We start from the raw sequence: 14,411 nt of genomic DNA on the forward strand, positions 1-14,411 counted from the left end.
TGTAATTAACTATACCCCAAAAATTTAATAACATGTATTTATTTCATTTCAGACTGAATAGCATCCTTTAACGCATGCATTTGTGATTCGTCGAATGCATCTGCATGCGTTTCCCATTTATAGCCGAATCCATCAACATCATTTTCATAGCGAGGGATGATATGGAAGTGGATATGGAAGACTGATTGATCTGCAAATGCTCGGTTATTTTGTACGATATTGATGCCTGCTGGTTTAAATGCTGCATCAATGGCTTTAGCAACTTTTTGAACAGATTGAATTACTTTTGCTAAGTCTTGTGGGTCTACTGATAAAATATCTTCTGCCGGATTTTTAGGGATGACAAGGGTATGACCTTTAGATACTTGTGAAATATCTAGGAATGCGTAAGTATACTCATCTTCATATACTTTATAAGATGGAATCTCACCTTTTAATATTTTACTGAATACTGTTTCACTCATTGAAAACGCCTCCTATACTTTTTTCTTATTATAATAAAATTTATAAAATTATTCATTACTCACAATTCGTTATGCGATTGTTTTAATATTTGATACAATAAATTTAAATATTAACAGGAACGAGGAATGATTGTGACAGTTAAAGTAAGTAATCTAACAGGGGGTTATGGTAATCAGCCTGTAATTCATCATATTGATTTCGAGCTTATGTCCGGACAAATAGTAGGATTAATTGGTTTGAACGGTGCAGGTAAGAGTACAACAATTAAAAATATGCTTGGTTTGCTTAGACCGATTGAAGGCGACATTGAAATTAATGGTGTTAAATTGTCTAATGATCCATTTAAATATCGCGCGCAACTTTCATATATCCCGGAGTCACCTGTGCTGTATGATGAGCTGACGCTTGAAGAACATATTGATATGACTGCAATGGCATATAATATTGATCCACAAACAGCAATGAATCGTGCTTTGCCGATATTAAAGGTTTTCCGTCTGGACAATAAACTCAAACAGTTTCCAGCACATTTTTCAAAAGGGATGAAACAGAAGGTAATGATAATATGTGCATTTATTTCAGAACCAGCGTTACATATTATCGATGAACCGTTTTTAGGACTTGATCCTTTAGGTATTCAGTCAATGCTTGATTTGATGGTCAAAGCGCGTGAAGCAGGGCGAACAGTATTAATGAGTACCCATATCTTAACAACTGCAGAAATATACTGTGATTCATTTTTACTTTTACATCATGGTAAGCTCGTTGGTAAAGGGAAACTTGAAGATTTGAGACAGCAGTTTAATATGCCGGAAGCGACACTTGATGAAATTTATATCCATGCAACAGGTGATGCGCATGAATAATGCCACACAACTTTTTAAAGCAAGACGTAATAAAAATCAAAAAGAAGTTGCTTATTATAGTAAGTTCATCTTTAATGGCCATTTTATCGTATTTTTATCCATTGCATTCGGTGCACTAATGCTCCAATACTCTCAAATGGTTAAGAACTTATCGCCTGGAATTAATTATCACCTGATCATAGCATTTGTATTAGCATTGCTTATCATCACACAATTAAGAACATTTATAAGACCTGCTGATCATATCTTTCTATTGAACTTTGAAAAAGAGATGCAACCGTATTTTTTAAAATCAATGATAAGAAGCATTACGATAAGAACAGTCATATTTGTCTGTTGTGCAGCACTATTTCTTCCACTGTATTTCAATGCAATACATGCTTCGCATATAGGATATATATGTGCAGTGCTGTTTGGTGTGTCTATGATTGCTGCAGGTATTTACATGCGTTTTTTAATGATGAAGTTAGATATAGAGCAACAAAGTATTAATCTTCTCATCTTTATCATGGCATTGTCAGGACTTTATACATCGCTTGAAGGTCTGTATATCACTGTGATACCAATCATGCTTTTTGCAGCAGGGCTTATCTATCTGTTAAGGAAGAATACTGATAAGCGCACTTTAAACTGGCATGGACTGATTGAATATGAAGAAACATTGACACACAGACAAAACAAAACAATCAATATGTTTACTGATGTAAAAGGGTTAAAAGATACTGTTAAAAGAAGACGATATCTCGATATATTACTTCCGCGTAATAAGGCAAAATATTCACAGCATAATATGTTTGAATTTTTATTTATTCGTAATTTTTTACGCAGTAGTGACGCACTATGGATTATTGTACGTTTGCTCATCATTTCAGGATTCGTCATCTGGATTGTACATCAGGAAATCATAGCGTTGATTATCGGTACATTTTTAGTGTATGCCATCGTTTTACAAACGTCACAATTCTATAAGCAACAAGCATTTCAATTATGGCCGCAAGTCTGGCCGGTTCCGGAAAGCTATGTACTTAAGGGCTTCAAACAATTTATGCGTAAACTTGTGTTTATTACGACACTTGTGGTAGCGATAATATATTGTGTGATTTACCCGGAACATTTCTATTATGCGATTATCTTCTTTATCATGATGATGTGGACGATGCATAACGTAATAGAAAAGATTGAGAAACGCATGAAGCTATTAAAAGATTAGTTCTATAAATTGTATAAAGAATAAACAAACGCTGTAATCATTTGATTACAGCGTTTGTTTGGTTATTCAATTTTTAATGTTACTCTTCTGATTCACTTTCATGTAAAGTGACTGGTTTTTCTACATGTAGATATTTAGAATAATAGATGTTAGCCATAATATCTTCTGATTGGTATGAAGACAGTGCTTCTTTGCTGAAATTATCTCTGAAAAAACTGCTTTTCTTAAAATCTTCAAGTAAACTTTGTTTATCAAACTGGAAGACTGCAACATAAGTTTCACCACGTTTAGGTCTTAATAATCTAAATGCGTGATACCCGTCATATTCAGATAATTTTTCAAGTGGTAAATGTTGCGTATCAAAGACTTCCTGACGTGCCTCTTTAACAATAAAATAAAGCAGCAGCGTAGGTTTTTCTACAAGTTCACCGTCGCTTATCACATTGATGAAAGACTGAGGTGCACTGAAAACAGATTTGTCATTTGTTTCCTCATAGAGATACGCATTATCTTCATTATAGAAAGAAAGTAAATTTCTATTGCTAAATTTCTTTTTTATTTTATCTAAAAAAAAGCTTGAACCGTAAGTAATATATGTGTACATAACCATCACCCTCTCCTTATTATTCTATACCCGAAAATCAGGATTTATGTCAGTTTAATGACATTACTTTTTTATGATACTTTATAATAATTGTTATGATAAAATCAGACTATATACGAAAAATTGGGGGAAGTTTGTTTGAATTCATTTAATGACACAATATTAAAAGCAGCACGTGGGGAAAAAGCAACGCACACACCAGTATGGTTTATGCGTCAGGCAGGTCGTAGTCAACCTGAATACAGAAAAATTAAAGAAACACATAGTTTATTTGAAATTACACATGATCCAGAACTTTGTGCATATGTTACGAAGTTACCCGTTGATCAATACAATACAGATGCAGCAATTCTTTATAAAGATATTATGTCACCACTAGGTGCAATTGGTGTAGATGTTGAAATTAAATCAGGGATTGGTCCAGTTATTGGTAATCCAATTCGTTCAATGCAGGATGTATCACGACTTGGTGAAATACACCCGGAAAAAGATGTACCATATATTTTAGATACGATTAAATTATTAACAGAAGAACAGTTAAATGTTCCGTTAATCGGCTTTACCGGAGCACCATTTACTTTAGCAAGTTATATGATTGAAGGAGGACCTTCTAAAAACTATAACAAAACTAAAGCAATGATGTATGAACAACCAGAAGCATGGCATATGCTAATGGAAAAGTTAGCGGATATGTGTATTACATACACACATGCGCAAATCGATGCTGGCTGCAAAATGATTCAAGTCTTTGATTCTTGGGTGGGCGCTTTAAATCAAGCAGATTACAGACAATTTATTGCACCTCATATGACACGCATTTTTGCAGGGATTAAAGAAAGACAAGTACCGGTAATTACGTTCGGTGTCGGTGCAAGTCATTTAATCGAAGAATGGAATGCTTTACCTGTAGATGTATTAGGTCTGGACTGGCGCTTACAAATCGAAGAAGCGCGTGCGAAAGGGATTACGAAACCTTTAATGGGGAATTTAGATCCTGCGATTTTACTTGCACCATGGGAAGTCATTGAATCTCATTTAATTCGAATTTTAGATCAAGGTTTACAATCAGACAGTTATATCTTTAACTTAGGGCACGGGGTATTCCCGGAAGTGAATCCAGATACGTTGCGTCGTGTTAGCGCATTTGTACATGATTATTCAGCAAAATATAAAGCACAATCATTGGGGGAAAAATAATGAGTAAAAAAGGTTTACTTGTAATGGCGTATGGGACGCCATATAAAGAAGAAGATATCGAACCCTATTACACACATATTAGACATGGCAGAAAGCCATCAGAAGAAAGCTTACAAGATCTTAAAGATCGTTACAAAGCAATAGGTGGTATTTCGCCATTAGCCGGTACAACTGAACGTCAAGCTGAAGCTTTGGTGGATGCATTAAATAAATCAACTGGTGAAGATTATCAGTTGTATATTGGGTTAAAACATATCGCACCGTTTATTGAAGATGCTGTTGAAGCGATGCATAATGACGGTATCACTGAAGCGGTAACGATTGTTCTGGCACCTCATTATTCTAACTTCTCAGTAGGTAGTTACAATAAACGTGCGGCTGAAGTTGCAGTGCAATATGGCATAAAGCTTAAGCATGTTGAATCATTCTACAATCAGGATAAGTTTATTGAGTACTGGACGGAGCAGGTTGATGCTACACTTGCTACAATTCCTGAAAGCGAATGGGATAAGACAGTACTTATTGTCAGTGCGCATAGTTTGCCAGAGAAGATTAAACTTGCAGGTGATCCGTATCCAGAGCAACTTGAAGATACTGCAACGATGATCATGGATGGTTCTAAAATATTAAATGTTGAAACAGGATGGCAATCTGAAGGGAATACTCCAGATCCATGGCTTGGACCAGATGTACAGGATTTAACAAGACGTTTATATGAGGAAGAACAATATGAACACTTTATCTATACGCCTGTTGGATTTGTATGTGAACATTTAGAAGTACTTTACGATAATGATTATGAATGTAAAGTTGTTTGTGATGCGTTAGGTGTTAAATACTATCGTCCGGCGATGCCAAACACGGATGCACGTTTTATCGGTGCGATGGTTGATGAAATTCAAAATGTATTAAATCAATAGAAAAGAGATGTTTTTAAATGACGAAGTGTGCAATTATTGGTGCAGGTATCACAGGTTTATCAGCAGCATATTATTTACGACAAGAAGATTCAGCAATTGAAATTGATGTTCTGGAAGCAAGTGATGTTGCGGGGGGTAAGATTAAAACCTTTCAAAAAGATGGCTATACGATTGAACTTGGCCCGGAATCTTATTTAGGCCGTAAAAAGATCATGACAGAATTGGCTGAGGCAATTGGATTAAAGGATGAAATTGTTGTTAATAATACCGGAAAATCTTATATTTATGCTAAAAACAAACTTTATCCGATTCCTGGAGGATCAATTTTAGGTATACCTACTGAAATTAAACCTTTTATTGCAACACGCTTAATTTCGCCAATAGGTAAATTACGTGCTGGTCTTGATTATGTGATTAAGCCTAAACCGATGACGCCGGATGTATCAGTCGGTGCATTCTTCAGACGTCGCTTAGGTAATGAAACGCTTGAGAACTTAATTGAGCCTTTATTATCAGGGATATATGGTGCGGATATCGATAAATTGAGTCTTAAATCAACATTTCCTGATTTTAAAGCAACTGAAGAGAAGCATGGCAGTCTGATAAAAGGGATGCGTGCGAGCAAAAAGAAAATGCCTAAACGACCACAGCCTGCACCTGGACAGTTCAGACAATTTAAAAATGGCTTGATGAGCTTTGTGAATGCACTTGTAAATGATCTGGAATCGAAACAAGTTCAAATGAAATATAATCATAAAGTTGAAGCAATCGAAAGATTAGAAAACGGCTATATGCTGACTATAAATGGTGAAAAAGTACATTATGATCATGTGATAATTACGGTACCACATACTATCTTCCGAGATTGGTTTAACGATGCACCATTACAATATTTTAACGAAATGGAGACAACAAGTGTAGCAACGGTTGTCATGGCATTTGATGCAGAGCAGGTTAACAACGAAGAAAATGGTACAGGATTTGTCATCGCTAAAAATTCAGATACAGTAATTACTGCATGTACTTGGACAGATAAGAAATGGTCACATACAACACCACCTGGTAAGACATTGCTTCGTGCCTATGTTGGTCGACCTGGCAGTAATGTTGTTAGAGACAATGATGATGAAGCTATTGTAAAACTTGCCAGAAAAGATTTAGATAAGATGATGGAAATTAAAGGTGAACCTGAATTTACTATCGTGACAAAATTATTTAATAGTATGCCGCAATATGAAGTAGGGCATATTGATCGTATTCGTGCGATTCAGCACTATATAAAAACGCAGTATCCTGGACTTGTGATTACAGGTGCATCTTTTGAAGCGGTAGGGTTACCAGACTGTGTATCTCAAGGACAACGCGCAGCACTGCAAATTGCGCATCACTAATTCATACATCACTGCACATGACAAAGGAGAATACTATGAAATTTATCCATAATAACAATATTAATGATCCTACTATTAATTTAGCGATGGAAGAATATGTTCTGAAACACTTACCGAAAGATGATTCATACTTTTTATTCTATGTGAATGAACCGTCAATCATTATAGGTAAGAATCAAAATACATTTGCTGAAATCAATCAAGCATATGTAGATGAGAAAAATATTCATGTTGTACGACGAATTTCAGGTGGTGGCGCAGTATATCATGATTTAGGTAATTTAAACTTTAGTTTTGTGACAAAAGCAGATGATGATAGCTTCCATAATTTCAAAAAATTTACGATGCCTATCGTTGAAGCGTTAAATAAATTAGGTGTTAATGCTGAAATGACAGGTAGAAACGACTTGCAGGTGGGAGAACGTAAAGTGTCTGGTAATGCAATGTTCCAGTCAGGAGATCGTATGTTTTCACATGGGACGTTGATGCTGAATAGTGATATTGAGGAAGTTGTCAGAAGTCTTACAGTTAGTGAGAAAAAGCTTATTACGAAGGGCATTAAATCAATTCGTTCGCGTGTGGCTAATATACAGGAATTTCTTGATCATCAGATTACTATGGAAGAATTTAAACAAACGTTATTACAATCAATCTTTGACGGTCCTGTTGAGCAATATAAACTAAGTGAAGATGACTGGAAGAAGATTGAGCAAATTAGTGAAGAGAAATATCGTAATTATGACTGGAACTATGGTAAGAACCCTAAATACAATTATGAGGTAAAACAGAAATTTCCAGGTGGTATGCTTGAGCTGAAAATAAATGTGGTCAAAGGTATGATGGATGATATAAAAATATTTGGTGATTTCTTTGGTGTAGGTGAAGTGTCAGAAATTGAAGCTTTACTCAAAGGATTACCACATAACCAAAGTGCAGTGAGAAACGCGCTGGATACTATTGACTTTGCACATTATTTTGGTCGAGTATCAAAAGAAGAATTTTTAAGTTTAGTCGCAAAATAACATAATAAATAATAATAGCGCCAATTCTGGGATATACATTCCGGAACTGGCGCTTTTATGATGATCGGGAGGTAGTCATTTTAAATTTCCTCCAAAGCTTTTAATACGTTTGTAAATTGCATAAAATCTTGTTTGTTGTACATTAATAAAGACTGATCAATTTTTTCTTTCAAAACTTTTACTTGATGTGCTTTTACTGCTTCATCAATGATAAGTTCAATATAAACATTATTGAGATTCGTAACAAAAGTGTCAACACCATTAAGTTGTGCTTGCTGATTATTGTTCATGTGAGTGGCCTCCTAAAATTTTATTAAAACGAGTATAGTACATAATTATCTAAATTGCAATAGTATTCAGAAAATTACATTAAATTATTTGTGTGACTAATCTCGTAATTAATTAATAATATATAGCCCCATTTTTTACAGTGTAAACATTAAATAAAAAGCTCATAATAAATGTAAACAATGTTAAAATTAAATTAAAGTTAACAAATGTTAAATTTGTTCATATATAATAAAGTTAACATGTTAACCAGGGAGGCAGAGAGATGGAACAGTATATCATCAATGAAAAGACAATGTATATTAAAGCCCACAGGGACGGGAGAGGGATACAATCGGAAATAGGGGAGTTTGGTAAAGCACCATTTATATTTAAGAAGAAGCCGCTGCATGTCATTGAGGATTCATTATTCTTTTATCATGCAACATATAAAGCCCGAAAAACCTCAACGAAGATTATAGCAAATATTAACACGAAACCACCCATCATTATTCAGCCAGGTACACAAACATATTTCTTTCCGACACATAGTGATCGAAGTAATGAATTAGCCTGGATTAATGTCCATTACGTCAATCGTTTTCATGCCGGGAATCATTATGACACTATCGTAGAGTTCGATGATCAATCAAACGTATCGTTTCCAGTGACAAGCTATACATTTAATACTCAGTATCTTCATTGTATAAAATTAGAATATTGTATGAGAACGAAAGCGTTGAAACGTGAAATGTATAATGAAGAACAAGTGCAATTTGACAAATGTCGTGCAAATTTATTCGAAATGTTAGCGATGTATGCATTGTTAGAGAAAAAGGTGTAAATGTTCCATAAAAATATTTACCAAAACTATTGACCAATTCGTTTCAATTGATATAATAGTATTTGTTGATTGAAATTAATCCACAGTAGCTCAGTGGTAGAGCTATCGGCTGTTAACCGATCGGTCGTAGGTTCGAGTCCTACCTGTGGAGCCATGGAGATGTACTCAAGTTGGCTGAAGAGGCGCCCCTGCTAAGGGTGTAGGTCGGGTAACCGGCGCGAGAGTTCGAATCTCTCCATCTCCGTTACAGTATTAAACCCCGTTTATCCTAGTTGGTAAAACTAGCGATATGACGGGGTTTTTTCTTTTTGGCTTTTTCTTCGTTTGATACGGTTAATTATTTTTTGGGCACAGAGTGGACACAATGAGTACTGTTTTTATATCTTGTGACCAAATTTGTGACCACGCTATATCGCACTTAAGGATTGTTCCATCTTTAAGTCATTCTCTTTTTCTGTTTCAGGTAGTAGATGGCCATATATCTCTTGAGTAATACTGATGTTAGCATGTCCAGCACGCTTACTGATGTAGTAAATGTCAAAGCCCATGTCAATTAACCATGAAATGTGCGTATGGCGTATTGAGTGTAGCGTATAGTCATTACATTTATTCTTTAACAAAAATGATTTGAATAAGCGAGTAACTGAATTATGCGATAATAGATTAAATCCAGTATCAAATAAATAACCACTGATATTTAAAGGTCTAACTTTTATGAAATTTAGAATGTAATTGATGTCTTTCTCTGATACCTTAACCACACGATCTGCATTAACAGTTTTAGTACCTCTAATGTGAATCGTCTTATCTTTTTTATTTATATCTGTTATCTTAATATTCTGCACTTCTGAAAATCGTGCACCAGTCACAGTTAACAGATAAAGAAATAGGTAAGATAGTTCTTTTTTGCTCATAGCAAAGCTTTTCAGCGCCTTAAACTCTTCAAGTGACATAAACTTATCATCAGCAAGTTTTGCGTCTTTCTTACCTTTTGTGACGGCTTTATAAGTAGGGTCTTTGTGGATAATACCTTCATGCAATGCTTCTTTAATTGCTTCTCTTAAACAGTAATGTAATTTCTCGACTGAAGCTGTAGCACGGCCATTTTCTTTTGTTTCTAAGAACTTACCTTCGGCATATTCATTCAACAGTTCCTGGTACATCATCTTAGTTACTTTGTTAATTGGAATCATACCGAATTTTTCTTCAAATACTTTTATACTATTTTTATATCTTGCTAGATGCTTATCAGATACTTTACCTTCAAATCGAAAATCGTAATACCATGAGTTTTTTTGTTTTTTACGTTCATAATGCTTCACTCCTATTTTTGTGTTAAAATAGGGCATAGAAAAGAGCCCTATTCATGGGTGGTTTTTGGCGGCTCTCTTAGACTTTGGCGAGGATAGGAGAGCCATAATAATATTGTGATTGGAGGTCATTTTTATTTTATATAAATTTATCATTCATTTCTCAATTGTTTTAAGTGCACTTTATTTAGCAAATGATATAAATATATTTCGCATTAAAATTGAAGCTTATCAATCATTTATTTTTATACTGGTTGCTTTTCATGTTCTATTTAAAATTTATTTCGTAGAAAGTAATGAAAAGTTTTTTTTTAATAAAGGGATAATTATTCGTCTTCGATTCTAGAGTCATCCTCTATTGATGTTTCTAGCTTTTCTTGAATGTTTCGAGTATCTATTTCTTCAATTTCTTTATCCAATTTCTTTTCTTCAAGTAATAATTTCTTAGTATTTACTCTAGATTGTACTTCAGCTTCTTCATCCCTTTGTTTTTTTACTTTTTTAGGAACTTTATCTTCAAATTCAACTCCTGCAATTTTAGTTATTCTTTTGCCATTAAATATACTGAATATTATAATACCAGTGGTTATTGCTCCGTAATTAGGATTACTAATTGTCGACTTGATACCATCGAAAGTGTTTTTTAATGTTTCGGGATCAATAAAACAAATTAACTCAATATAACCTGGACTTTGAACATCTACTTTAATTTCATCAATTTTATCATTACATACTTTTTCTACTTCACTTAAAACTTCATGAAATTCTAGCCACAAGTCATTATCAATGCCTTCTTCTCGATTTACCTTTATATTTATATGCAACTTGTTATTTTGAATATAAATAGGAGCAATCATATGATTTAGTTGAAATTTGAACTGATCCAAGTTTGCTATAGCTTGATGCATATTGAGGTGATTTAATATTTCTGCATCTACATTTTTACGTTCAATTGTTGTTATCCATTGTACATCTCTGTATAGTTTGTTTTTGGAAACTTGATATTTTCTTACACGTCTTTTATTGTCATAAATATAACTTCTGTTTTCAATTGAATATAAATCCTCATTGGTATATTCTTTAGCTTCACTTATAACATAGCCAATTTTGTATTTCCTTGAGCTTTTATAAGGCATCATTATTAAATCATTTACTTTAATACCATGTACGAAATTATAAATTCTACTAGTCTCTATAGTTATACTTCTTTTACTAAGAGTATTGTCTTTTATTAATTCGTCTTTTTCGCTTTCTGAAAGATTTTTTTTCGATGCATATTCTTCTATCTTTTTTATCTTCAATTCATTTAGGCTTGTTAATTCTTTATGCATTTCATCATATGTTTTAAGTTCATTTAACTTTTTAAGATTGATATTAGGATCAACTATTGTGCAATGATTTTCTGCAACAAATTCGTTGTACCAATTACCACCATTGGTTCTGATAAACCAATAGTTCATATCATCATTTAGAATATTTATTTTTATGTAATGTCCGTCTTCATTTGTCATCTATCCATCTCCTTAAAACATACTTAGATAGTATTATTATTGTTCAAAAAACATATTACTGTATGTTTGTATGAATGCTGTTTGTCCTATTAAGACACTGTAATACTTAGATATTCTTCCGAATACTATTTCTACTGTTGTTATTCCTGCAGCTTCAATTCCTTTTACTTTATCTAAAGAATACTCTTGGTAAGATACACCCGACGTATGTTTGATAAAATAAATTGTTTTGTCTGTTAGAATCAATAGGCCTCTATCACCATTTCTAAAGGATTGTTGTTTTCCTTTTCTTATTCTGAATCGTTCAGTAGCTTCGGCAACAACGAGTGCTTTTTCGTCAGGTGCGATCTTCTTAAATATTTTTGCTGCTTTTTTCTTTGTGAATTGTGGATTAATATTAGGGTTATTGAAATATTCCATCGATAAAGCTTGCTCTTGACTATTTTTTATTTCAGACTTTTCTTTAATTAACTGACGATCTTCATTCCACTTATCTTTTATTTCTTGATTTTTACGTTTTTGAATTTCTACTAATTTTTTAAACATTAAATCCCTCCCTTATTAAATTTTTTATGATAAAGGCATTAAGCCGAATATCCATTCTTGGTAGTCGAAGGTTCAAATGTGATTGTGTAACCTCTGTACTTCACATAACTCCCAAAGCGTGACTTATAATCTTCGATTGCTTTATTAAAATAACTATGATCAATTTTAAGCAAAGACACATATCATATATATCTCCCCAATGACCATGTTCATAGCAATGAATTAACTTTTCTAAAGGCAATATTAATTTATGGCCAAAACGACGAGCTCTTAACTCTTGTCTCGCTACATTGACATTATAAGGTTTATTATAATACCCAAGAAGGTTACCATGAGACTTTTCATGATGACCAATCTATTCAGCAAGATGTACGTTTTGTAAATGGTAATTTAATTTATCTGATAATGCTATTAAACCAAAAGGATATTCATTATCCCTTTCATAAAGTTCACCGAATTTGCCTGGCATTTCTTTATCATAGACCAATACTAATTTCGGATATGGTGCAAGTAATTGCTCTTTAAGTTGCATTGATCACAACACCTTACTTATTTCTGTTTTCACGCAATGCTTTTTTCATTTCAATATATGCAAGAATTTCTTCCATTTCTTCATATGTTACCTCATTATCGATATGTGCAGCGATTGTTTCTACTATATAACTGAGTTCTTCACATCACAAAAGGTATTCAGTAGTGATATCTAAAGATTTTGCAAATTCTTCAGCACGATTTAATGGGAATTATATAGTCTTATTTAAATATCGCGAAAGTGCAGATTTTGCTGTGCCTACACGACGAGCAAGTTCAGAAGCTAATATGTCCTTTCTTTTTATTTCTTCTGCTATGACCTCAATAATTTGAACGTTATTTCTCATGGATTTTCATCCTTTACAATTATTAATTGAATATATTGATATATTATCACCGTGCTCAAATGATTACCATAAAAACAAAAAATATAATAAAAAGAGTAATATTTATATTTTTTGTTGACGTTCGAGAACAAAGACAATCAAGTTACGTTGAGTAATTTGATAATAAACCCTAATCAATTGAAAGGCGTAAGAATTACCTCTCGATTGATACAGAATGAAATAGTATATGAGAGGGACTGGAAAATAAAAACACCTTAGTCTAAAAAGAGAAGTGTTCTGATGGAGATCTTCTTTACTAACTATATAGTTAATAATAGGAGATTTAATTTAAGATTATCTTTATTACTATGAGAGTAATTACGATGTGTTTGTGAAATGATTAACTAAGTATCCCGTATTTATGATAAAATATTTATAGAAAAGATATGAACAGGGAGGTCTTCATATGAAAATTGCGATCGCAGGCTCTGGTGCAATGGGAGGACGTATTGGTCTATATTTAACTGAAAGTGGTCAGGATGTTATTTTACTTGATAAATGGCAGGAACATGTTGATGCCATGATTAAGAATGGTGTTTCAGTACATTCTTATGGTGAAGTGGAGCATTATAAAGTTAATGCAAAGCATATGGGTGATTTTAAGGAAACTGTGGATTTAGTTATTTTACTGACAAAAGCAATGTATGCCGAAGAAACGATTGATCAATTGATTTCGCAAGGTGTTATTGCAAGTAATACTAAAGTGATGTCTGTAATGAATGGATTAGGTCACGGGGATATGTTACTTAAGAAATTAGATGAGCAACAGGTGATTCTTGCAGTAACGATGTGGTCTGCTGGATTAAAAGGGCCAGGTGAACTCATTTTAGAAGGAACAGGCAATGTTGAATTTGGATATCCTGATGGTCATGTGGATGATTTTATTGAAGAACTTAAAGTTATATTTGATGATGCGAAACTAAATGGATTGATCAGTAATGATATCGGTACATCAATCTGGAATAAGGCTTTAGTAAATTGTTGTTTCAACACTTACTGTTCAGTAACAGATAAACGAATTGGTGAGTTCGGTGCATATGAGAAGTCAGATGAAATGCTAATTCCATTATTGAAAGAAATTATTGCAGTGGGTGCTACAAAGGGTGCGAAGTTAGAATTAGATGCAACGCTTGATAAATTTCATAAAATGTACTCACCGGAAGTGGTAGGATTGCATTATCCTTCAATGACTCAGGATATTCATAACGGACGCAAGACGGAAGTTGATTTCTTAACTGGTGCTGTGAGTCGATTTGGAGATGAAGCAGGAATCGATACGCCATATTGTGATATACTCACGCATCTTGTTCATCAAATTGAAAAATAGTTGAATTGATTGTT

16 protein-coding genes, 2 tRNA genes and 1 pseudogene are annotated in these 14,411 nt (G+C 33.6%); 10 read left to right on the forward strand and 9 right to left on the reverse strand.

Annotated features, from left to right (window positions below; genetic code table 11):
* Positions 1-38: 38 nt before the first annotated feature.
* Positions 39-464: an HIT family protein gene (locus ACMGE6_RS07670; RefSeq protein WP_414047081.1), complete on the reverse strand. Its 426-nt coding sequence runs from the start codon at positions 462-464 to the stop codon at positions 39-41.
* Positions 465-596: 132 nt separating this feature from the next.
* Here ACMGE6_RS07670 and ACMGE6_RS07675 point away from each other — a divergent pair, with 132 nt between their 5' ends.
* Both ACMGE6_RS07675 and ACMGE6_RS07680 read left to right on the forward strand, forming a co-directional pair.
* The gene (locus ACMGE6_RS07675; RefSeq protein ID WP_414053332.1) at positions 597-1,331 is read left to right on the forward strand and encodes an ABC transporter ATP-binding protein; all 735 of its coding nucleotides are present in this window, start codon (positions 597-599) and stop codon (positions 1,329-1,331) included.
* On the forward strand, positions 1,291-2,541 hold the full coding sequence (locus ACMGE6_RS07680) for an ABC transporter permease (RefSeq protein ID WP_414053333.1): 1,251 nt from the start codon (positions 1,291-1,293) through the stop codon (positions 2,539-2,541). The genes ACMGE6_RS07675 and ACMGE6_RS07680 overlap by 41 nt, the downstream gene beginning before the upstream one ends.
* A 79-nt stretch (positions 2,542-2,620) precedes the next feature.
* Here ACMGE6_RS07680 and ACMGE6_RS07685 read toward each other — a convergent pair whose 3' ends face one another.
* On the reverse strand, positions 2,621-3,151 hold the full coding sequence (locus ACMGE6_RS07685) for a hypothetical protein (protein WP_414053334.1): 531 nt from the start codon (positions 3,149-3,151) through the stop codon (positions 2,621-2,623).
* Positions 3,152-3,283: 132 nt separating this feature from the next.
* Between ACMGE6_RS07685 and hemE the strand changes: the two genes are divergently transcribed.
* Genes hemE through ACMGE6_RS07705 form a run of 4 tightly spaced genes read left to right on the forward strand, consistent with a single transcriptional unit; the run spans position 3,284 to position 7,675 of the window.
* On the forward strand, positions 3,284-4,342 hold the full coding sequence (gene hemE, locus ACMGE6_RS07690) for a uroporphyrinogen decarboxylase (RefSeq protein ID WP_414053335.1): 1,059 nt from the start codon (positions 3,284-3,286) through the stop codon (positions 4,340-4,342).
* The gene (hemH, locus tag ACMGE6_RS07695; protein WP_414053336.1) at positions 4,342-5,262 is read left to right on the forward strand and encodes a ferrochelatase; all 921 of its coding nucleotides are present in this window, start codon (positions 4,342-4,344) and stop codon (positions 5,260-5,262) included. Before hemE ends, hemH begins: the two co-directional genes overlap by 1 nt.
* Positions 5,263-5,279: 17 nt before the next feature.
* Positions 5,280-6,653, forward strand: a complete 1,374-nt coding sequence (gene hemY / locus ACMGE6_RS07700; protein WP_414045916.1) for a protoporphyrinogen oxidase — start codon at positions 5,280-5,282, stop codon at positions 6,651-6,653.
* Between the two features lie 35 nt (positions 6,654-6,688).
* Positions 6,689-7,675: a lipoate--protein ligase gene (locus tag ACMGE6_RS07705; RefSeq protein ID WP_414053337.1), complete on the forward strand. Its 987-nt coding sequence runs from the start codon at positions 6,689-6,691 to the stop codon at positions 7,673-7,675.
* Between the two features lie 80 nt (positions 7,676-7,755).
* On the opposite strand, the gene ACMGE6_RS07710 is transcribed toward ACMGE6_RS07705, so the two are convergent.
* Positions 7,756-7,965: an IDEAL domain-containing protein gene (locus tag ACMGE6_RS07710; RefSeq protein WP_414053338.1), complete on the reverse strand. Its 210-nt coding sequence runs from the start codon at positions 7,963-7,965 to the stop codon at positions 7,756-7,758.
* Between the two features lie 263 nt (positions 7,966-8,228).
* Here ACMGE6_RS07710 and ACMGE6_RS07715 point away from each other — a divergent pair, with 263 nt between their 5' ends.
* The 3 genes from ACMGE6_RS07715 (at position 8,229) to ACMGE6_RS07725 (ending at position 9,030) form a co-directional block, all read left to right on the forward strand.
* The gene (locus tag ACMGE6_RS07715; RefSeq protein WP_414053339.1) at positions 8,229-8,786 is read left to right on the forward strand and encodes a competence protein ComK; all 558 of its coding nucleotides are present in this window, start codon (positions 8,229-8,231) and stop codon (positions 8,784-8,786) included.
* A 79-nt stretch (positions 8,787-8,865) separates the two neighbouring features.
* Positions 8,866-8,940 (forward strand) — tRNA-Asn (locus ACMGE6_RS07720).
* 1 nt (position 8,941) lies between these two features.
* Positions 8,942-9,030, forward strand: a tRNA-Ser gene (locus ACMGE6_RS07725).
* A gap of 163 nt (positions 9,031-9,193) precedes the next feature.
* Here the strand turns inward: ACMGE6_RS07725 and ACMGE6_RS07730 are convergent.
* From ACMGE6_RS07730 to ACMGE6_RS07755, 6 genes and pseudogenes are all read right to left on the reverse strand, one after another.
* Positions 9,194-10,135: a tyrosine-type recombinase/integrase gene (locus tag ACMGE6_RS07730; RefSeq protein WP_414053340.1), complete on the reverse strand. Its 942-nt coding sequence runs from the start codon at positions 10,133-10,135 to the stop codon at positions 9,194-9,196.
* A 287-nt stretch (positions 10,136-10,422) separates the two neighbouring features.
* On the reverse strand, positions 10,423-11,607 hold the full coding sequence (locus ACMGE6_RS07735; protein WP_414045921.1) for a hypothetical protein: 1,185 nt from the start codon (positions 11,605-11,607) through the stop codon (positions 10,423-10,425).
* Positions 11,608-11,643: 36 nt separating this feature from the next.
* Positions 11,644-12,153 (reverse strand): hypothetical protein, encoded by a 510-nt coding sequence (locus ACMGE6_RS07740; RefSeq protein ID WP_414053341.1) that lies wholly within the window; start codon positions 12,151-12,153, stop codon positions 11,644-11,646.
* Between the two features lie 355 nt (positions 12,154-12,508).
* Positions 12,509-12,685: a hypothetical protein gene (locus tag ACMGE6_RS07745; protein ID WP_414053342.1), complete on the reverse strand. Its 177-nt coding sequence runs from the start codon at positions 12,683-12,685 to the stop codon at positions 12,509-12,511.
* A 13-nt stretch (positions 12,686-12,698) separates the two neighbouring features.
* Positions 12,699-12,803 (reverse strand): annotated as a pseudogene (locus ACMGE6_RS07750) (XRE family transcriptional regulator); the annotation flags it as partial.
* Between the two features lie 93 nt (positions 12,804-12,896).
* Positions 12,897-13,031, reverse strand: coding sequence for a hypothetical protein (locus ACMGE6_RS07755; RefSeq protein WP_414053343.1), 135 nt, complete (start codon positions 13,029-13,031; stop codon positions 12,897-12,899).
* A gap of 445 nt (positions 13,032-13,476) precedes the next feature.
* Between ACMGE6_RS07755 and ACMGE6_RS07760 the strand changes: the two genes are divergently transcribed.
* A complete protein-coding gene (locus ACMGE6_RS07760) occupies positions 13,477-14,397 on the forward strand; it encodes a ketopantoate reductase family protein (protein ID WP_414053344.1) in 921 nt (306 codons plus the stop codon).
* Positions 14,398-14,411 lie beyond the last annotated feature (14 nt).

The sequence above is a fragment of the Macrococcus equi genome (assembly GCF_047426745.1).
Lineage (GTDB): Bacteria > Bacillota > Bacilli > Staphylococcales > Staphylococcaceae > Macrococcoides > Macrococcoides equi.